The 19,831-nt window shown below is 47.8% G+C and carries 14 protein-coding genes; 9 read left to right on the top strand and 5 right to left on the bottom strand.

Features of this window, described 5'->3' with window-relative positions:
* Genes EWA64_RS07620 through pseI form a run of 6 tightly spaced genes read left to right on the top strand, consistent with a single transcriptional unit; the run spans position 1 to position 5,817 of the window.
* Positions 1–1,155, top strand: coding sequence for an N-acetyl sugar amidotransferase (locus EWA64_RS07620; RefSeq protein ID WP_080721529.1), 1,155 nt, complete (start codon positions 1–3; stop codon positions 1,153–1,155).
* A 7-nt stretch (positions 1,156–1,162) separates the two neighbouring features.
* Positions 1,163–1,777: an imidazole glycerol phosphate synthase subunit HisH gene (gene hisH / locus EWA64_RS07615; protein WP_039546224.1), complete on the top strand. Its 615-nt coding sequence runs from the start codon at positions 1,163–1,165 to the stop codon at positions 1,775–1,777.
* A 2-nt stretch (positions 1,778–1,779) separates the two neighbouring features.
* Positions 1,780–2,535 carry an imidazole glycerol phosphate synthase subunit HisF gene (hisF, locus tag EWA64_RS07610; protein ID WP_061895767.1) on the top strand — a complete coding sequence of 252 codons (756 nt, stop codon included), beginning with the start codon at positions 1,780–1,782 and terminating at the stop codon, positions 2,533–2,535.
* 3 nt (positions 2,536–2,538) lie between these two features.
* Positions 2,539–3,240, top strand: coding sequence for a pseudaminic acid cytidylyltransferase (pseF, locus tag EWA64_RS07605; RefSeq protein ID WP_061895768.1), 702 nt, complete (start codon positions 2,539–2,541; stop codon positions 3,238–3,240).
* An 8-nt stretch (positions 3,241–3,248) separates the two neighbouring features.
* Complete coding sequence (gene pseG, locus EWA64_RS07600) at positions 3,249–4,757, top strand: UDP-2,4-diacetamido-2,4,6-trideoxy-beta-L-altropyranose hydrolase (RefSeq protein WP_061895769.1); 1,509 nt, start codon at positions 3,249–3,251, stop codon at positions 4,755–4,757.
* Positions 4,758–4,764: 7 nt separating this feature from the next.
* Positions 4,765–5,817 carry a pseudaminic acid synthase gene (pseI, locus tag EWA64_RS07595; RefSeq protein ID WP_061895770.1) on the top strand — a complete coding sequence of 351 codons (1,053 nt, stop codon included), beginning with the start codon at positions 4,765–4,767 and terminating at the stop codon, positions 5,815–5,817.
* Positions 5,818–5,888: 71 nt separating this feature from the next.
* Here pseI and EWA64_RS07590 read toward each other — a convergent pair whose 3' ends face one another.
* The 5 genes from EWA64_RS07590 to rfaD all read right to left on the bottom strand — a co-directional run bounded on the left by EWA64_RS07590 (position 5,889) and on the right by rfaD (position 11,371).
* The gene (locus EWA64_RS07590; RefSeq protein ID WP_061895771.1) at positions 5,889–6,902 is read right to left on the bottom strand and encodes a hypothetical protein; all 1,014 of its coding nucleotides are present in this window, start codon (positions 6,900–6,902) and stop codon (positions 5,889–5,891) included.
* Positions 6,899–8,188 (bottom strand): lipid IV(A) 3-deoxy-D-manno-octulosonic acid transferase, encoded by a 1,290-nt coding sequence (gene waaA / locus EWA64_RS07585; protein ID WP_061895772.1) that lies wholly within the window; start codon positions 8,186–8,188, stop codon positions 6,899–6,901. Before waaA ends, EWA64_RS07590 begins: the two co-directional genes overlap by 4 nt.
* Complete coding sequence (gene waaF, locus EWA64_RS07580) at positions 8,182–9,240, bottom strand: lipopolysaccharide heptosyltransferase II (RefSeq protein WP_061895773.1); 1,059 nt, start codon at positions 9,238–9,240, stop codon at positions 8,182–8,184. The genes waaA and waaF overlap by 7 nt, the downstream gene beginning before the upstream one ends.
* Entirely contained in the window at positions 9,234–10,226 is a 993-nt protein-coding gene (gene lpxM / locus EWA64_RS07575; protein ID WP_061895774.1) for a lauroyl-Kdo(2)-lipid IV(A) myristoyltransferase, read from the bottom strand. Before lpxM ends, waaF begins: the two co-directional genes overlap by 7 nt.
* 203 nt (positions 10,227–10,429) lie before the next feature.
* Positions 10,430–11,371, bottom strand: coding sequence for an ADP-glyceromanno-heptose 6-epimerase (gene rfaD, locus EWA64_RS07570; protein WP_369435822.1), 942 nt, complete (start codon positions 11,369–11,371; stop codon positions 10,430–10,432).
* A gap of 273 nt (positions 11,372–11,644) precedes the next feature.
* On the opposite strand from rfaD, the gene EWA64_RS07565 reads away from it, so the two are divergent.
* The 3 genes from EWA64_RS07565 (at position 11,645) to EWA64_RS07555 (ending at position 19,781) form a co-directional block, all read left to right on the top strand.
* On the top strand, positions 11,645–14,893 hold the full coding sequence (locus EWA64_RS07565; RefSeq protein ID WP_061895775.1) for a carboxypeptidase-like regulatory domain-containing protein: 3,249 nt from the start codon (positions 11,645–11,647) through the stop codon (positions 14,891–14,893).
* A gap of 17 nt (positions 14,894–14,910) precedes the next feature.
* Entirely contained in the window at positions 14,911–16,980 is a 2,070-nt protein-coding gene (locus EWA64_RS07560) for a hypothetical protein (protein WP_061895776.1), read from the top strand.
* 227 nt (positions 16,981–17,207) lie between these two features.
* Entirely contained in the window at positions 17,208–19,781 is a 2,574-nt protein-coding gene (locus tag EWA64_RS07555; RefSeq protein ID WP_061895777.1) for a S8 family serine peptidase, read from the top strand.
* The last annotated feature ends 50 nt before the right edge of the window (positions 19,782–19,831 follow it).

Raw genomic sequence — 19,831 nt, 5'->3', positions numbered from 1 at the left:
ATGAAAAAAATTAAGTATTGTACTTCATGTATGTATCCCGAAACTAAACCAGATTTGTGGTTTAATGAAGAAGGCAAATGTAGCGCTTGCATCAATTTCGAAAATAGAACAGAAATTGATTGGGTTGAACGTAAACAAGAATTCTTGCAGATCACTGAGCGTTACAAATCTATCGATGGTTCAAACTATGATTGTATTATTCCAGTTAGCGGTGGCAAGGACAGTACTTATCAAGTAATTAAAGTATTGCAAGCTGGGCTAAATCCGCTTTGTGTTACCGCAGAAACAGATTCTCTTTCCGAGCTTGGTCGAAGAAATTTAGAAAACTTAAAACGTCTTGGTGTTGATCATGTAAATGTCACTCCAAATCCAAAGGTAAGAAGAAAACTATCTCGCTTGGCACTAAGAGAAGTTGGTGATATTCAATGGGCTGAACACGTTACTATCTTCACGATCCCAATTCAGGTTGCTGTTGAAAAAAACATCCCTTTGATCGTATGGGGTGAAAACTCGCAGCATGAATACGGTGGCCCTGCGGCAGCTGCTGAAAACAACGTATTAGATCGTCGTTGGCTGGAAGAGTTTGGGGGGATGCTTGGTATGCGTGTATCAGACCTTATTGGTCAAGATGGCATTACCAGAAAAGATCTAATTCCATATTTTTATCCTTCAGACGAAGATCTTAAACGAGTCGGTGTCACTGGTATTTTCCTTGGCTATTATTTCCCTTGGGATGGCTATAACAATACTTTGCTAGCTCAAGCATATGGTTTTGAGAGTTATCCAACCCCTACGGAAGGTAGTTTAGTTAACTACGAAAACTTAGATAATTATTATCACCGTATACACGACTATTTTAAGTATATTAAATATGGTTTTGGCCGTGCTACAGATCAAGCCAATAACCATATCCGTCGTGGCCGACTGGCGCGCAAAGATATCGTTGATTTTCTAAAGCACAACGATGGTGCGTATCCTTCTGTGTATCTAAATAGATCGCTAGAGAGCGTGTTGAAAGAGATTGACTTATCAAAAGAAGAGTTTGATGAGATCTGTGACAGATTCACGAATAAGAAACTGTTTAAAACCGATAGAAAAGGCAACTTGGTTCGAGATGTACAAGGTAACCTAATCAAGCTTAACTACGATAACTAGGGCGCTTATGACAATTGCAATTGTTGATTATGGTATGGGAAATATTGGCTCGGTAGCTCGGGCCATTTCAGCTTGTGGATATGAACCTGTCATCGCTACAAAAGCAGATGACATTATGATCGCTGATAAAATCTTGTTACCAGGTGTTGGATCTTTTGCTAAAGCAATGCAGGAAATAAGAAATAGAGGATTGGAGCAAGCTATAGTTGATTCTGCTATTGAAGACGAAATACCAATTCTCGGCATTTGTTTGGGCATGCAAATTTTGTCGACACTTGGTTATGAGCATGGTGAATCAAAAGGGCTAAACCTTATTCCTGGTGAAATAATACGCATGAAGTCTTTAGAGCGGAACATTCGTATTCCTCATGTCGGTTGGAATAGTGTAGAGCATGATGGTAGTTCGGTGCTTTTTGATGGAATTCCATCAGGAACGGATTTCTACTTTGTTCATAGTTATCATTTTAGTAGCGTGGATTCAGAAAATGTCATTGCCACCTCTTCACACGGAGAAAACTTTAACTGCGTTGTTGGAAAGAATAACGTGTTTGGCACTCAGTTTCATCCAGAAAAGAGTCAGCAAGCAGGCCTTCGATTATTGAAAAATTTTTTGGAGCTTTGACTATGTTAAAACGTCGCATTATTCCAACCATGCTTTACTCTGATTTCGGACTGGTAAAAGGAGAGGCATTCAACTCTTGGCGTCGAACAGGTTCTGTGATTCAAACTGTCAAGATATACAATATGCGAAATGTTGATGAACTGGTTTTCTTCGATATTAAGGCTACAGAAGAAGGCCGTGAGCCAGACTATCAGCTAATTCACGATATTGCAGACGAGTGTTTTATGCCTTTCTCTGTGGGAGGTGGTATAAAGTCTGTTGAACAGATCCGCAAAGTGCTTTTAGCTGGAGCCGATAAAGTTGTTTTGAACACTGTAGCAATTGAAAATCCGTCGCTAATTCAAGAGGCTTCTCAGGTCTTTGGTAATCAATGCATCATTGTTTCTCTTGATGTGAAGAAAATTGATGGTGAGTATGAAGTTTTTATTCACTCTGGTAAAAAGCAGGCAGGGATTACTTTAGCCGATGCAGCAAAGCTAGCTCAAGCTAATGGTGCCGGTGAGTTACTTGTTACGAGTATCGAGCGAGATGGTACGTTAGGTGGCTATGATCATGATTTGCTCGAGTATGCGGTTAATTTGGTTGATATACCTGTTATTGGTGCTGGCGGGGCAAAAGATTATAACGATATGAAGCTTGCTTTCGAAAAGTCTGGAGTTGATGCATTGGCTTCTGCCGCGATGTACCACTTTACTGAACAAACACCAAATGAAGCTAAAGCCTATTTGAAGGCACATGGTATAAAGGTGAGAATCTAAGCTGTGAAAATTGCAATCATTCCCGCACGAGGCGGGAGTAAACGTATACCTAGAAAAAATATAAAAGCATTTCATGGTAAGCCGATGATCGCTTATTCCATTGAAGCCGCCTTGGCCTCTGGCTGTTTTGATAAAGTTCTTGTTTCAACCGATGACGCTGAAATTGCCCAGGTCGCTCAGGCCCATGGGGCAGAGGTGCCTTTTTTACGGCCGACAGACATTTCTGACGACTATGCGACGACGATGGACGTTATGGCTCATGCGATTCATTGGTGTCAAAAGGAAGGTTGGGATATTGAAGCGGTCTGCTGTTTATACGCAACGGCGCCGTTCGTGCGACCTGAAGATTTGCAGCAAGGCTATGCTCTATTGCAAGAGACAGGAGTGCAATTTGTCTTTAGTGCAACATCGTTCCCATTCCCCATTCAGCGTGCAATCAAACTGGGTCAAGACGGTGGCGTTTCGATGTTTGCACCAGAAAATGAGCAAGTAAGATCACAAGATCTTGAGGAAGCCTATCATGATGCAGGGCAGTTTTATTGGGGGCAGACCGATGCCTTTGTGGAAAAACGTTCTGTTTTTTCACCTCACTCTCGAATCGTGCTTCTTCCTAGAAAGCGTGTTCAAGACATCGATACACTTGAGGACTGGGAGTTCGCCGAATCCTTATTTACTGCCTTGAAACTCGTTAAGTCACAAAGTTAGGGTAAGTCATGAAGGTTGTTTTCCGAGTCGATGCGTCTTTATTGATCGGCAGTGGGCATGTGATGCGTTGCCTGGTACTTGCTAATGAGTTACGCCGCAAAGGGCATGAAATTCTGTTCGCTTGCACGCCACTCACCGGAGATATGCGTTCGTTTATCCTGGAGCGAGGATTTGACGTTTTGGCTCTTCCCGAGCCTCGAGAAGTGATGAAGCCCGCGCATGATGCCGACTATGAGGCGTGGCTGCAAAAGAGCGTGGATGCCGATGCGGATGATTTCTTAAGGGCCGTGTCCGCGGCAGATCTGGTCATTACCGATCACTATGCGATTGGAGAACCTTGGCAGAAACGGGTCAAAGCATCGCTCGGTTGTCGCTTGCTTGCCATTGACGATTTAGCAAGGCACCATCGAGCGGATCTGATATTGGATCAAACGTTGGGACGTGAGCAAGCCGCTTATGCCGAGTCAAAAACACGCGTGCTGGTTGGTAGTGAGTATGCCTTGTTGCAGCGAGGTTTCTCGAGTCAGCGAGAAGCCGCACTCGGCCGAGCGTTGTCAGAAAGCCGTCCTAAAGTACTGGTTTCGATGGGCGGAATTGACGCCCCCAATGCCACCTTAAAAGTGCTTGAGTCATTGTGTCATCCACAAATAGACGCTGAAATTACTGTGCTCTTATCCCCGCGAGCACCTCACTTTCATAAAGTGAAAGTGTGGTGTGCTTTGCACTCGCAGGTCACGCATCAAGAATTTGTCGAAGATATGGCCAGCTTAATGTTGGCTCATGATGTGGCGATTGGTGCACCAGGCACCACCAGTTGGGAGCGTGCTTGTCTTGGCTTACCCAGCATTATTATTCCCTTAGCTGAAAATCAACAGCTAATCTGCCAGCAGCTCGTCAAGCGCCATGCGGCCTTGCAAGTCGATATCGATGTTATCCCTCAGCGTTTAGCCGATGAGTACCAAAAGCTGCTAAAGCAATGGTCACAGATCAAAAACACCAATTTAGCGCTTTGTGATGGACGGGGCGCTCGTCGAGTCGTGTTTGAAATCGAACAGTTACTAGGAGAAGAGAAAGAAGGGATCAGTTTGGTGCGGGCGTTACCAGAAGATATTGCATTGATTTATGAATGGCAGTGCCATCCAGAGACCAGAAAACATGCATTAACGCCAAATATACCAACGTGGGATGAACATCATGCCTGGATGTCGAGAAAATTACGCTCAGTTACAGACTACTACTATATGGTTGTCGAGCGAGCTAATGAAGGCCAAAAAGTGGGTGCCGTTCGTTTAGATAGAATGCGTCCAGGACATTATCTTGTCTCCATTTTTGTTGATCCGCAGAATTATGGGAAAGGAATAGCGTACAAAGCGCTACGAGCAATTGATGCAATCCATCCCGATGTGACACTTCATGCCACTGTTTTGAAAGCCAACATTGCATCACAACGACTGTTCCAAAAAGCCGACTACCAACAAGTCGATGAAGAAACTTATATCCGTCAACCCATTGATTGAGGCAAAAATGACGCCATTTATAACCATTGACGGCCGCAAAATCGGTCCGGATTATCCTCCCTATATTATTGCAGAACTTTCCGCTAATCATAATGGCGATATCAACCGTGCTTTCCAAATTATGGAAGAAGCAAAAAAAGCGGGGGCTGATGCGATCAAATTACAAACTTATACCCATGAAACAATCACTATGGATTGTGACTCTGAGGAGTTCCAAATTCATGGAGGCTTATGGGATGGTCAGACCCTGTACGAACTTTATAAGGGAGCGCATATGCCTTGGGAGTGGCATAAGCCGCTCTTTGATAAAGCCAAACAGCTAGGCATAACCATATTTAGCTCTCCGTTTGATTTCACAGCGGTTGACCTTTTAGAAGAACTGGATGCGCCAGCGTATAAAATCGCTTCTTTCGAGTTGATAGACTTGCCCTTGATTAAGCGAGTAGCACAGACGGGTAAGCCAATGATCATGTCAACAGGCATGGCAAACGAAGTGGAGATTGCAGAGGCTATCAAGACAGCGAAAGAGAATGGTTGCCAGGAACTCGTGGTACTTCACTGTGTGAGTGGTTACCCAGCGCCTGCCGATCAATATAATCTCAGAACAATTGCAGATATTGCTGAGCGTTTTAATGTTCTTGCAGGGCTTTCGGATCACACAATAGACAATGCGACGGCGGTGACATCAGTGGCGCTTGGGGCTTGTTTGATAGAAAAACATGTGACGATGGATCGAAATGGTGGTGGTGCCGACGATAGCTTTTCATTAGAGCCGCATGAGCTTCAAGCATTGTGCCGAGATACAAAGACCGCTTGGTCAGCGTTAGGTAAAGTGAGTTACGAACGCACAGAGGCGGAAAAAGGGAATGTAAAATTCCGCCGTTCGCTGTATGTGGTAAAAGATATTGCAGCTGGGGATATATTAACCGAAGAGCATGTGCGCAGTATTCGGCCTGGCTTTGGCTTAGCGCCTAAGTATTATGATGAAGTTTTGGGGAAAAAAGCGAAAACAAACATCGCTAGAGGAACAGCACTACGATTTGATTTGATTGAAGAGTAGTTCAGAATCATAGCTCTATATTTCTCTTTTTCTGGATAAAAATAAGGCTGCATTGAATATGCAGCCTTATTTTATTCAATGGTTATGTTTTCAATACCGCATCTTGTGAATAGATTCGCAATGCGACTCTCCCTCTGCTTCACATGCTCATCTAGATTGTAGTCTTGGTTTAAGTTGTTGTTTTCTAGATTAAATATTGGCATATTTGGGTACAATATTAACGATGTGTATTGTACCGTTGAAAGTATACCAACAAGAGCTGATAAATGAATTCGCTTGTCAATAAGTTCTATCTCGAGTGGTAGCTCACTATGATGATAAGTAACATTATCTAGTGCTAATATTTTCTTTCTAACTTCTTCTGATTCTGTTCTATGTGGAAAATATAATATAGGTTTGTTTAGTTTCTTCTGAAAATACGATACTTCCTTTATATAGCTTGCTATTGTTTTTCTACGTTTATGGCCAATAGCCCCTTGTCCAATAAATCCTATTGGAGCATTTGGATCATATAGTGATTCTAGGTTATATTGACTTTTTAAGTGTTCAAAGGTGTTTCGTTCAATGTGATGTATAGGTGATGGAATATCAAAAATCGTAAATAATTCAAGGTTAGTAGATTGAGGCATTTTACCAACTGGTTGGCAACCTCTAAGTCGAGTCATAAGGTCAGGCATTAGACGTGGTCGGTAATAGCAAGTTTTGGGTCTAATAACTTCTTCATACTCATTAATTGTTAATGTTCCATCATCAAAATAGACTTCTTTAACAATGTCTAAGTTTCGTAAAATTAGCTTTGTACGCCAAGCATTATATTCTGCATGGAAAAAGTGATCAATGACACGACCATGTGCCATTTTCCTGATTTTTCGTATAACCGATGGTACCTGTTTGCTGCGAGAAGTTCGACCGATTGTTATCACGCAATCCCATTCAGAAAAATTAACGAGTTTATTTTGTTGGGTAATACCAGGTTCTGACTCTTGGTTTACTAGTATTAGAATGTTTTCTTTGGTTTTATAGTGGGCCTTGGCTTCACAAGCACAAATATACTGAAATGGTGATGTGACTAAGAACACGTTCATATTGTTGAATCCGTAGTGACTGACAGTTTCATACTCACAGACAAAGTACGAGCAAGTGAACCTTGATTATTATGTACCACTCCATATGCTGATTTCGCGAGTTTACAACACAATGAGTTGTTATGTAGGAGGCGAGCTATATGGAGAGCGATGTTAGTGCCTTCACTAACAATGATGCCATTGGCTTGCTGTAATTCTACGGTGATTTCTTTAAAATTAAAGAAACTCGGCCCGGTAATGATTGGGACTCCCAACGCTGCTGGTTCTAACACATTATGCCCGCCTACTTTGTCTCCAATCAGGCTTCCGCCCATAAAACAGACATCAGCTGAGCCTAACAAGACCAACATCTCTCCCATGGTGTCGCCCAGGTAAACTTGAGTTGAGTCGGTAACGTCTTGCTGTTGCGTGCGCCTTATCGTTTCAAACCCTTGTGCTTGGCACAGTTGGAAGACTGAATCGAAACGCTCTGGGTGGCGGGGAACTAAAATTAACAGCGCATTGGAGTGCGATTCAAGTACTTGTCGATGTGCGGCCAACACCTGTTCATCTTCGCCTTTGTGGGTACTCGCGGCTATCCAGATAGGTCTGTCTTGGCCAAGCTGAGCGCGCAATTCAGCGCCTTTGCGTTTGATCTCATCAGAGATATGGATATCGAATTTTATTGAACCTGTGACGCAGAGTTTCTCTGTTGCGACGCCAAGTTTGGCGAAACGATCCGCGTCTGCTTGGGATTGGCAAAGAACTTTACCCAAGCAAGGGTGGATCAGGTTAAATAGCGGCTGCACTTTGGCGTAGTTTTGCTGAGATTTTTCTGATAAACGAGCATTGACCACGATAATCGGGATATTGGCTTTGTGCACGGTGGCTAAGGTGTTGGGCCACAGTTCGGTTTCGATGATCAGCATCTTGGTGGGGTTGATCGCTTTAAGAAAACCACGGACGGCAAAAGCAAAATCGATCGGCATATAGCGATGTTCGACTAAATTCCCCAATTTTGCGATTTGTTCTGCGCCGGTACTCGTCGTGGTGGTCACGACAATCCGTTGCTCTGGGGTTTGCGCTTTGATGGCTTTGATGAGTGGAATCGCCGCGATGCTTTCACCGACAGAGACGGCATGGATCCACAGTGGTCTCGTTTGTCCATCAAGTTTGGGCGTGATGCCGAAATGCTCTTTCCAGCGATCCCCAAACTTTGGCTTACTCGCTTTGCTGCGATACAAGCCGAACAGTAGCAAAGGCGCGGCAAGGGCCAGAATCAGCGTATAGACCAGTCGCACTAACATGCGCTCACCGCAATGGCATCGAGTTTACGAATGCTGTCTAACACTTGCTTTGGTGTCAGTTCCGACAAACATTTGAGATGCTGGTACTGGCACTCACGTTTAAAGCAGGGGCGACATTCAATATCGGTATGCACAATCTCGACCTTTTCGGCCAGCGGTGGAGTGTATTTCGGCGAGGTCGAGCCATACACCGCCACTACATTACAACCAACCGCCGCGGCGACATGCATCAGGCCTGAATCGTTACTCACCACCGTGTGACAAGCTGCCAGCAGATCCACCGCTTCGATAAGGCTGGTTTGCCCGGCTAACACTTGGATTTGAGCATGATACGCGCTCGGCACGCGCTGTTTAATGCCGTTGCAGGTGTCGAGATCTTTTTGCGAGCCAAACAGCCATACTTGATGGCCTTGCTGGCACATGGCATGGGCGACTTCGGCATAATGATTTTCTGGCCATTTTTTTGCCGGGCCAAACTCAGCGCCAGGGCAAAGGCCAATGGCTTTGCTTTGTGTCGAGAGCGCGAACTTCGCCAGCGTTTGTTGCTGCGCTTCGACATCGATGGAAAGCTTAGGACGAGGCAGCGTTTCCAGGCCGCCGAGCGAGGCGGAATCAACCATTTGCGCTCGTGGATGAGCCAGCGCCACGTAGCGCTCGACCATATACTGGAAGGCTTTTTTATTAGGGCGTAAATCATTGAGCAGGCCATAACGCAGCTCACCGCGCCAGCCTGTGCGCAGAGGAATATTGGCAAACCAAGGAATGAGCGCCGATTTGGCCGAGTTAGGCAAAACGTAGGCGTGATCGTACTTAAACTCGCGTAGCGACTTACCGATTTCACGACGGCCCAGCAAGTTAAACTCCCCGTGGCCAAGCGGCATTTCAATTGCACGGTTCACTTCAGGCATGCGTTCTAAGATGGGTTTACACCAGCCTGGCGCCATCACATCAATCAGCGCATCAGGGTGTTGCTGCTTAAGTGTGGTGTAAAGTGACTGCGACATCACCATATCGCCCACCCATGAAGGGCCAATAACTAAGATCTTCATGATTTTACCGCCGGTTTCTTTAAATCTTCATTGTAGTAAGGGCTTGGCTCGTTGGCATCGGGGCGCGTACGCAGAAGTTGGAACGTCCACATGTACTGTTCTGGATAACGAGAGACTTGCTGTTCGATAAAGACGTTCATGGCTCTGGCATCTGCGTGTTCATCGCCACTTGGGAAGTTCTCCCACACCGGAGAAATCGTGATTTCATATTTGCCAGTTTCGGTATTGAGGCGAGTAAAGGCAGCCAGTACCTTGGCTTTACTCACTTTAGCCAGTTTGCCTAAACCCGGTAAGGTGGCTTTTTGCGTAGCAAAAAAGTCGACGAACAGGCTCTGTTCACGGCCATGATCTTGGTCAGGAAGATAATAGCCGATATACCCCTCGCGCACCGATTTCATGTAAGGTTTTATTCCGGCGCTGCGCTCGTAAATGCGTCCACCAAATTGCATCCGTTGCCTGTGCATCAGCCAATCACCAACCGGGTTTTTTTGCTCTTTGACCATGGCTACCACGGGGCTGCCTTTTGAGGCGAGCAGTACTGGCAAAACATCAATCGCCCAAGTATGTGGCGTGAGTAAAATAACGTTGTGGCCCTGTTCTCGAACCGTTTGTAAATGCTCTAGACCTTTTATTGAACAGCTCTTTTCTAAATAGCGTTTGCCAAAGAGGGTGATGAGCGGAAAGTTGAGTAGAAAGACCCCTGCTGTAGTTAGGCACTCCAACAAGATGGCTTCTTTCTCACTATCGCTTTTGTCCGGAAAACATAAGGTTAAGTTGGCCCAGATGTTGTGCACAGTACGCGGTGGGTTACTGGCAAGCGTTTTAGCGATTTTACTGGCAATCCAATATTGCAAACGGATGGGCAGCAAAGCAATCGGCAAGCCTACAATAAGGCCAAGCCATATTCCCCAATATTTAGGCGCAAGAAAACCCCACTGAAAGGTGGGGTTGTGCGCTTTAGGGTCAAAGTCGTTTCGTTCAGTTGTCATACTAATTTTTTTAAGAGCAGGTGCTAGGAAAAGCAGGTTTCTAGGAAGAGCAGGACCTAGGCCCTAGGAAGAGCAAAACCTATCAACCTAGAACTCTAGAACCTAGAACCTAGAACCTAGAGCCTAGAGCCTAGAGTCTAGAGCCTAGAGCCTAGAGCCTAGAGCCTAGAAATCTATCAACCTAGTCCCTCGCAACCTAGCTCCTAACCATTCACAATCGCCATATACTCCGCGACCCCTTCGGCGACGGTCTTAAACTCGACATCACAGCCAGCAGCGCGCAATTTGGTGAGATCGGCCTGGGTAAATTCTTGGTAAGCGCCTTTAAGATGCTCAGGGAATGGGATGGTTTCGATTTCCCCTTTGCCATGATGTTTGATCACCGCTTTGGCCACTTCTTCGAATGATTCTGCATTGCCAGTGCCGCAGTTAAAGATGCCAGAGACACCGTTTTGCATAAACCACAAGTTCACCTTGCACACATCACCAACGTAGATGAAATCGCGTTTGAACAGCTCACTTCCCGTAAATAGCTTGGGATTTTCACCGGCAAGAATTTGATTGTTCAGGTGGAAAGCCACCGAGGCCATGCTGCCTTTATGCTGCTCACGAGGGCCATAAACATTGAAGTAACGGAAACCGGTAATTTGCGATAAGCTTTCACCGTGTTCTTCCGCATCTTTCCATAGGCGACGCACATAGTTATCAAACTGCTGTTTTGAGTAACCGTAGACATTCAGTGCGCCTTCGTACTCCTGCTCCTCTTTAAATACCGAGGTTTCGCCGTAGGTCGCCGCAGAAGAGGCGTATAGAAATGGGATCTCGCGATCCAAACAGTAGTGCAGCAACTCTTTTGAATACTCGTAGTTGTTGAGCATCATATACTTGCCGTCCCACTCGGTGGTTGCCGAACAAGCACCTTGGTGGAACACCGCTTCGATCGGGCCGAAATTGTCGCCCGCCATAATTTGGGTAAGAAAATCATCACGATCCATGTAATCGGTGATGTCGAGGTCAACCAGGTTTTTGAACTTTCTACCATTTTTTAGATTGTCTACCACCAAAATATCATTGATGCCAATCTCGTTGAGGGCCTTAACAATATTGCTGCCAATCATGCCAGCGCCACCAGTTACGATGATCATAAATCTTCCGCCATAGGTTAAAAATGCGCTCCGAGTTTAGCAGAAAAAGCGTAGGCGAGGAAACAGGGCAAATCCACGATGAAACGTGGTTCCTACTCAGGTGAATTGAGACTTACTTTCGATAACTGCAAGCAAACTTATCCCAATCTCACATTTTTTTACGCAATATTCATGAAATAGTCTTTCTGTCTAATAATTAATCCATATGACAAATATATCGTCTACATTCATTCTAGTTGCAAAATCATCAATACAGTCATTGGTAGGATTAATATGACAACCTTCAGTCGCACCGTAATAAGCACTCTTATCGCGGCGGCACTTTCAGCCTGTGGCGGCGGGGATGGCGGCGGCAGTAGCTCCAGCCCAGACCCAGTCGACCCAGTTACCCAAGTGCGTGCCATCAGTACTCAAATCGTTTCCGGTCAAGTGACATCAAGCAGCGGACAACCCGTCGCCAAATCGAGCGTTACGGTTCAGTTCCAAAGCAGTGATGGTCAGTCATTGGTGGAACTGAGTACCGAAAGTGATGACAGTGGTTTCTATTCTATCTCCGTTCCTGAAATCAAAGCGGACGCCCATAAAGCCAGTCGCTTGGTTGTTTCAGTGGCGAAATCAGGGTTTGTTGAAAACGAAAAAAGTATCGACGTTAACGATCAATCTAATCGAATCTCGGTCAATGTGCTCTTGGCTACCGCTCAGGTCAACACGGTCAAACGCTCTGATCTTAGTTCTGTCGTGGTGTCGGCCAATGGCGTGCCGAGTTTGCGTTTTTCTCTGGTGAAAAATAGCCAAGGACAGCAGCGGGTCGTGGTCGGCGAGGTTTCTCCTGCCGCCGATGAAGATGTGCAGCTTGCGCTTAATCTTCCAGTGGCCAATATCGACCCGAATGTTGATGTCATTAACAGTGAAGTCGCTTACTTCGATTCGAGTAATGCTAATGATATCCAAAGCTTCCCAGGCGAGTTTGAAGGGCAAGGGACTACGGACAATCAAGGGCAAGGGGTCAATTTTGATAACCAAGACAGCGATGAAAGCTATCGATTGATCTCCAGCACCTTTAGCCAAATTCGCTTGACCGATGAAAACCAGCAGCCATTACCACTGACCAATGTTCAACCGTCGGCAGGTGAAAGCCCATCAATAGTGATGATGGTGCCGAAAGGCTCTTATCCAACCATTCAGCGCGATTTTGATTTAACCACAGACGGTATTCAGATCCCGATTTACGTCTATCGCAGTGGGCAAGGTTGGCAATACGTCGGTAATGGGGTGTTGGTCAATGATGCGGCAGGCAATGTGGTGACCAGTAGCACGGACGTTCCGATTGACGATCAGGGCGTCATTAGCCTAACGGGCCAAGAAGCATTGCAACTGTACGTTAAAGTGGAGATCAGCCAAGCCAATCAGTGGATTCAGTGGATCAACTTGGACTGGCCGATCAAAACGGGCGTCAATACCAATATCTGTCTGCAAGGTAAAGTCAGCTACCAGAACGGTGAAAAATTCTTCGGCCAGATCAGCGTGCGCCTACCTGATGGGGGAACGGAATGGCACTATATCGAAGATGGCGCGTACCAAATTAACACTTTGGTATCAGGTACCTCTGCCGATCTGACCAATGGGGCCTTGTGGTCCCTGCCAGTCTACAACCAGAAAACTTGGCAGACAGAATATGTGCAGATGCCAGCCACTCTCACGGCCGGTGGTGGCTGTAATGACTTACCCGAACTGGTCTTGGTCAACCCTTATGCATGTACGTTAGAGGGGCGTACGCTTGAATCCAATGGTAGCACGCCAGTGGCCAATCAATACGTACGCATCAGTCACGCGCGTGGTCAGGACTATGCCTACACCGATGCCAACGGTGCTTACAGCCAAAGCGTATTGTGTGACAGTGAACTTGCGGTCAGCGCCCTTGGGCAGAACAAAACCGCGACGGTAACGAGCGCAGAAGAAAAAGCGACGTTGGATTTTACCAAAGCCAACCAGCCACCGCTACTTGGGGCGCTACTGCGCACGCCTTCGCAAATGAAAATCGATGAAAGCGCGGATCTACGTTGGTCGGTTTCCGATCCTGATGGTGATGCTGTGACGGTCAACATCGAGTGTGAAGGCGATGACAATTGCACCATTGAGCGCAGTGGTACGCGAGCGACCATTACCTTCAGTTCGATTGGTGAGAAAACGCTAGTGATTAGTGCGGATGATGGACAAACCCGTACTACTGGCAGCGTTAATCCAGAACGCCGCTTCCCCATTACCGTGCGTGATAGCGACAACATCGCGCCGCAAATCATCGGTTTTGATTACGGCAATACCCGCTACTCTGCTGGAGAAACGATTAAAGTCCAGCAAGGTAATCAAGGCATTATCACCGCCATTGCGCGTGATGGTAACGGTGACACGCTCAGCTATCAATGGAGTGGTGAATGCAGTGGCACGACGACGCAGTGCGATCTCGCTGCGGTCGCAGTTGGCGAACATACCGCGACACTGACTGTCACTGACGATCACAACACGCCACTCTCGAGCTCGGCCAACATCCAGTTCAATGTGGTGGCAGATCAAGCGCCAGTGATTGAAGTACTCAGTGCTAACCCAAGCTCTGTCGGCAGTAACGGGCAGAACAACGTGGCACTGATTACGCTGGCAGCGTTAGTGAGTGATGACTTTACCGCGCGTGATCAACTGCAACTGAGCTGGAGCCTAGTCAACAGCGACGAGCAAGATGTCACCTCTCTACTGGGCGATGCGCCAGGGCAAACCATTCGTTTGGCGGCCGATACCATCCCCGTTGGCAGTTATCAGGCGACGTTAACCGTCACCGATACGGCAGCTACGCCAAACGTGAGCAGCAAATCGGTAGCATTTACTGTGCTGGCCAATCAGCCGCCGTCAGTTGCGCTCAGCAGTAGCGCCACCAAGATCACGGTTTTGCAAGGCCAGATGAACAGTGAGGCGGTGATTGTGACGGCGACCGTGTCGGATGACGATGGCGACTCAGGCCTAACGCTGGATTGGACTATGGCGAAAGACGCTCAAGATATGAGCAGCGCACTGGCGTTGTCCGCAGACAAGCGGCAAGCAACGATCGCGGCGAACAGCTTGAGTGCAGGCAACTATGTGATCACGCTAAAAGCGACCGATGCGGTTGGTTTGAGCAGCGAATCGCAGTTGGCCGTGAGTGTGGTCGAAGACAAAGCGCCGCAAATTCTTTCGTTGACAGCAACGCCAAGAATTCAGCAAGCGAATGAGTCGGGCAGCAACCCGGATGCGATTAACTTCAGTGTCAGCGTGAGTGACGATAACGACGACGCTCCAACAGTCGTGTGGACGTTTAGCACGGGCGTATCGGCCACGGTCAATGGCAACACTGCCAGCATTGCAGCCGAAAGCTTAGCGGTTGGCGAATATCAAGCCAGCGTCACGGTCACGGATAACCAAGGTCAGGCGACAACGCAAAATCTCGCCTTCTCGGTACTCGAATTTTCAGGAAACATCGGAATTATTGTCGAATAATTGGCAGGGACAGAACTATGAAAACTCTATTCACACTTAAACCATTGGCAGTGGTTGTCGCTGCTGCAATCGGCTTGTCAGGCTGTAACGGCGAGAGCCAAGTAGCATCGTCCCCCGATGCGACGCAAGATCAGAAAACTGCTTCGGTAAAACTAGCAGCCAAGTTTCCTGCACCTGAAGCGGGTGCCTCTTGGATTGGTAGCGCGAGTGAAATCGAGGTCGATTTTTATCGCAACCAGTATGTGGGCAGCTTATCGGAAGCAGAAGATATGCTCGATGCCTACCGTTTTTGCCAAGAGGAAAACTATAAATCGGAAAACCAAAACCAAACAGTGATGGTTGGCGACGAAGAGTTGGAATGCTATGAGTTGCCAAACAACGGCATGAAAGAGCGTTTTGCAGTGGCCGCTTCGCTCAGTGCCAGCTCGCCAACGGCATCGGTGAATCTCATGCCCGGTAAATACCGAGTTGAAGCGCAGTTTTATGATGCGCAAGGTGGTTTGCGTGAAACCAGTGTCAGCTACGTCACCTTCACTGAAGGTGAGCACCAAGTCGCGCTCAAAGGGGTCTCTGCGACTTGGAATGCACAAACGCCTATCGCCCTCTCACTTCTCAACCAAGAACATGAGAAAGATTGGGATCCTGAAACCGACGGCGTGCAGACGCCAGCCGAAGCACTGGGGCTGACTGGGAATATCCTAGGCCTGCATTTACCAAGTCTGTTTGGCTATTCTGGCCCTTTAGGCGACGGGCTGGAGTTGGACAATGGTGAAATTGGTGTCTTAACGGGCAACATGACTAACGCCAAAGCCTCTGCGGCGCTGCTGGTACCTGTGTGGCGAATTCAAGATGGCACTGGTGAGACTGATCTACACCCTCAAGCCAACCAAGATGACCACGACACTGGCAATATGGCTGAGCCAGGAAAAGTGGTCGAGCATCTGTATCGTCACGATACCATTGCAGGGCTATATCAGCAGTATGAGGCTGGCGAAAACAGTGCTTTTATTGAACTCGGTACCAAAGAGATTGAAATTTTCTCTTCTGACTGGAGTGATGAAGAGCAAGATAGACCGAGCCGTATGTTCTGGAATGCCTCTGTCTTGATGGGTGTCGCGCATGTGAGTGCCGACGAGGATCAAGAAGTAGAGCGTAACAGTTGGTACATGCGCAACATTACTTACTGGGATCCAAATACCGGTCAGAGCGTGGATACGGGCATTAAAGTGCTGGATGTGAGTACTTGGCAGGAAGAGAACAACTACGCCAAAGCCTTCTTAGATACCTTGGAAGGTAGTGCTAACACGTTTGTTGGCGGCAATACCATCAATGGTTTCTTTATCGAAGTGTTAGAGAAAGGGGTTGAAACAGATGGCAGCGCCATGCCAGCCAAATATCTCGATGCTGCGCTCAATGAAATTGCCGTGCAAGAGGGCTTGGTTGCCTCTGCGAGTGAAACCTGTACCGAGCTGACCAATGAAGACGTAAGCTTCAGTAATCAGTATCGCTGGGACGACGAAACCAGCCGCTGGGTAGCGGGGACAACCAACGAGCTGTTGCTAAACGCTTACAGTAATCTTTATCCAACCTTCAATAGCTATCGTAATGGACATCAAAACCAGATTGATATGAACAATCTGAATATCAGCAACTATCAAGCAGAAATTGACACCGCTTTGGCTAATGGTGCTAGCGAGGCGGATGTTCAATGGCTGAGAGATTCGATTACCAATCTGCAAAATAGAAATACCTTAGAGCTTGCGGCCATTGATGATCTTAATACTCTGGAAGCTGAGTTCAATGCGGATGTTGATCTTAATGGAGATGGTACGCCAGAGCTGTTTGAAGAGGGAGTGTTCTACGCAGATGGATATTCATCGGGTTACTGCAACATCAATAAACAGTGGGATTCAGAGCAGCAGATCGATACCTACTCGCTAAACTGTGAAGGTTTGTCCGAAGCTGTGACCGAAGTGATGGCTAACACCACCACCACCACGGCAACCATGTGTGTTCAGCCGTTTACGCTTGAAGCCTCTGAACTGGCGATTGATTACGGCACCGATGGCGGCGTGATCGTCGAATAAGGCCAATATAGAGTTAATCGTGTTATCACACCATGCTGCGACGTAGCATGGTGTGATGTTTTTTGTAGCGCAGATCTTTACAGCACAGATAGCTACCGAATAGATAAATGCTTACTCACATTGGCTTTTATTAAACGGATTACCTTATAGCGCTTGGCTTTTATCCATCAAGTAGATAAAAATTGAGTATAAATAGAAAGGATATCTTCACTACAGGAATTGCACGGATGCCGTACTTTCTTCGCCGTTTTGTTATTGCTTTTACTCTGCTTGGCCCGGCTTTGCTGGCTAGCCATCCTGCGTTGGCGCAGAGCTGGTTAATCCGCATCAGTGACTCGGGGTATAGCGAACGTTTTTCGCACCTAACGCCGCTGTATACTTTTGCTGATCAAGACCGCCTGCTCAGTGTCAAGCAAGCTGACCTCCTGCCTTTTTTCGCCGATAGCCAAGTGCGCTATATCGAGCCCGATGCGCTATTGCAATTGGAAGAGCCAGTGCAATTGGAAGAACCTGTACAATTAGAAGACCCAGTGCAACCAAGCGAACCGCAGCCATTAAGCGAGCGGCAGCAAAAGAGCGGCCTTTTGCGCGCCGCTCAGGCTGCCACCGAAGCGCAAGATGGCTTAGCGATTGCGGGTTTTTCGCAGCTCAGCGCAAGCGAGCGACAGTGCGATGCCATGCGTGTCGCGGTGCTGGATTCCGGTGTCGATACCAGCCATGCAGCGCTCAGCCATGTACTTTTCTCTGCGCCCTTTGATGTGCTCAACCCAAGCGCCAATATGAGCGATCCGTTTGGCCACGGCACGCATGTGACGGGGATTCTCGCTGCCAAGGCGAGTGAAAGCAGCAGCGCTCAAGGCGCATGTAGCAGTGCGCAAGTGATGCCAATCCGCTTTTTAGGCAGTACAGGCGGCGGGAAAATCGCCGATGCAGTGACGGGCATTCGCTGGGCGATAGACCATCAGGCCAACATCATCAACCACTCTTGGACGGTGACCCAATACTCGCAAGCGCTGTGGGATGTTATGAAAGAAGCCGACCAACTCGGTATCATTCAAATTGTCGCCGCAGGTAACTCGGGCCTCGATCTAGAACGCGATGACTTTGATGTCTATCCTGCGGAGTTTGCCGCCAAACTGCCGATGATGTTAGCCATTGCTAACTGGGACAACGCCAACCAGCGCCTAAACAGCACCAGTAATTTCAACTGGGCCAAGGCTGATTTAGCCGCGCCGGGCACCCAGATTCTTAGCTTAGCGCCGAATAACGCGACAAGAACAGAAAGCGGCACGTCGATGGCGGTACCATTTGTCTCAGCGGCCAGCGCTATGCTTTGGCAGCAAAACCCCAATTGGTCTGCCGGGGCGGTTGTCAGCGCCTTAGTGCAGCAGAGTCAAACCAGCGCGTCACTGGTCAGCCGAGTAAGACAAGGGCGTAGCCTCAGTGTGGCCAATTTTGCTGATATCACAGCAGTTGACCCGCAAGTGCTGTCGATTGAGCGAGTTTCTGGTGAGTTTCGTCTCGCCGGGCATCGCTTAGACGAAGTCAGCGCGTGGCGTTACCGCAGCGCTTCGAAAAACAGTACTTTGGCAGAACGTGAGCGAACACTCACACCGTTGCAATCCAGTGATAGCTTGATCTCTTTTAGTGATTGGGATATGCCAGCTGGCTGGCTGGAGTGGCAAAGCGCGGGCGGAGAGTGGCAGCAGCTTGAGTATCTGCCTGACGTTCCTACGCCCATCAACCTCTACCAACAAAGTATTGAACGTGGCGAGCTGCTGACTTGGCAAGGCAGCGATTATGCCAGCGAGTACCAGATCTATCGTACCAGTAACAACAGCTACAAACAGAAGATTGCTAGCGTCAGCGGCGTGAACAATCAGTATCTCGATAGCGAAGGCAGCAGTGACGCCAGCTATCAGGTGCGCTTGGTGTATCACATCGAGGTGGGTGGCAGTGAGTTTGAACTAACTTCTCCGCTGAGTGAAAGCTCATCAGATTCCGTCAGCGAGGTCATCCAAGTGGGCCCTGTGCCAGTAGAGCAAGAGGCGTGGGTGAGCTTTTTTGTCGGCGAAACGAGCGTGGACTTAGCCATCGTCGAAGATGCGCAAAATCTAGTGCAAGCGGTGGTGGGCAACCGAGTTCGTCTTGCAACCGATGTAGCGCGAACTGGGCAAATCACAGTAAAAAATAACCTCACCGAAGCGCGGCAAATGGCGTTGATCAGCATAGCAGAAGGGGAAAACTGGGGCGTTTCGCTCTCAGGTCAGCCGCTATTGCTGGATTTGACCTCCGCACAACTTTCTGGTGCACAGCAAATCACCGATGGACGCATATTACTCTCAGGCCAATGGCTCGCGGCGGAAGGTGGAATTTTGCTCCGCCCTGAGCAAGCAAACTATCAGTTTACCCAAGCCAAACTGCTCAGTAGCAGTGGAGAGAGAGAAGTTATTTTAACCAATCGCGGGCAAAGTCTCGCCATCAGCGCGGGTGCCATCGCCAATGCGCAAAGCGCGGCAGAGCAAAGCGATAGCTTTCAAATCCTGCTCGAAATGAGTGTCAGCCCTCTCGCGGTCGCCGGAGAGAAACGCAGCGACAGCCGCTGCTTTCTCGCCACATCTCTGTTTGCCGACCAACCACAAACGCTGGCTTATTACCGTCATTTTCGCGACGAGGTATTACTCAATCTCCCTGGAGGCGACTGGCTAGTGGCGCAGTATTATCACTGGTCCCCGCGCCTAGTCGTCTGGGCAGAAGAGCACCCTTGGTTTAAAGCAGCAATGAGGTGGGTGTTGGGGTGAAAGAAAGGAAAGAGCAGGGGAGAGAAGGTAAAAGAAGGTTCCTAGGTGCT

The organism is Vibrio cidicii (assembly GCF_009665415.1).
Taxonomy (GTDB): Bacteria; Pseudomonadota; Gammaproteobacteria; order Enterobacterales; family Vibrionaceae; genus Vibrio; species Vibrio cidicii.
The sequence above is the reverse complement of the archived record's forward strand: the minus strand, read 5'-3'. Positions and strand labels throughout refer to the sequence as shown.

Coding starts and splice junctions, on each gene's coding strand:
- pseG (WP_061895769.1), top strand. CDS start 3,249: ATGAAGGTTGTTTTCCGAGTCGATGCGTCTTTATTGATCGGCAGTGGG.
- waaA (WP_061895772.1), bottom strand. CDS start 8,188: ATGTTAGTGCGACTGGTCTATACGCTGATTCTGGCCCTTGCCGCGCCT.
- rfaD (WP_369435822.1), bottom strand. CDS start 11,371: ATGATCATCGTAACTGGTGGCGCTGGCATGATTGGCAGCAATATTGTT.
- EWA64_RS07565 (WP_061895775.1), top strand. CDS start 11,645: ATGACAACCTTCAGTCGCACCGTAATAAGCACTCTTATCGCGGCGGCA.
- pseI (WP_061895770.1), top strand. CDS start 4,765: ATGACGCCATTTATAACCATTGACGGCCGCAAAATCGGTCCGGATTAT.
- EWA64_RS07555 (WP_061895777.1), top strand. CDS start 17,208: ATGCCGTACTTTCTTCGCCGTTTTGTTATTGCTTTTACTCTGCTTGGC.
- EWA64_RS07560 (WP_061895776.1), top strand. CDS start 14,911: ATGAAAACTCTATTCACACTTAAACCATTGGCAGTGGTTGTCGCTGCT.
- EWA64_RS07590 (WP_061895771.1), bottom strand. CDS start 6,902: ATGAACGTGTTCTTAGTCACATCACCATTTCAGTATATTTGTGCTTGT.
- hisH (WP_039546224.1), top strand. CDS start 1,163: ATGACAATTGCAATTGTTGATTATGGTATGGGAAATATTGGCTCGGTA.
- hisF (WP_061895767.1), top strand. CDS start 1,780: ATGTTAAAACGTCGCATTATTCCAACCATGCTTTACTCTGATTTCGGA.
- lpxM (WP_061895774.1), bottom strand. CDS start 10,226: ATGACAACTGAACGAAACGACTTTGACCCTAAAGCGCACAACCCCACC.
- EWA64_RS07620 (WP_080721529.1), top strand. CDS start 1: ATGAAAAAAATTAAGTATTGTACTTCATGTATGTATCCCGAAACTAAA.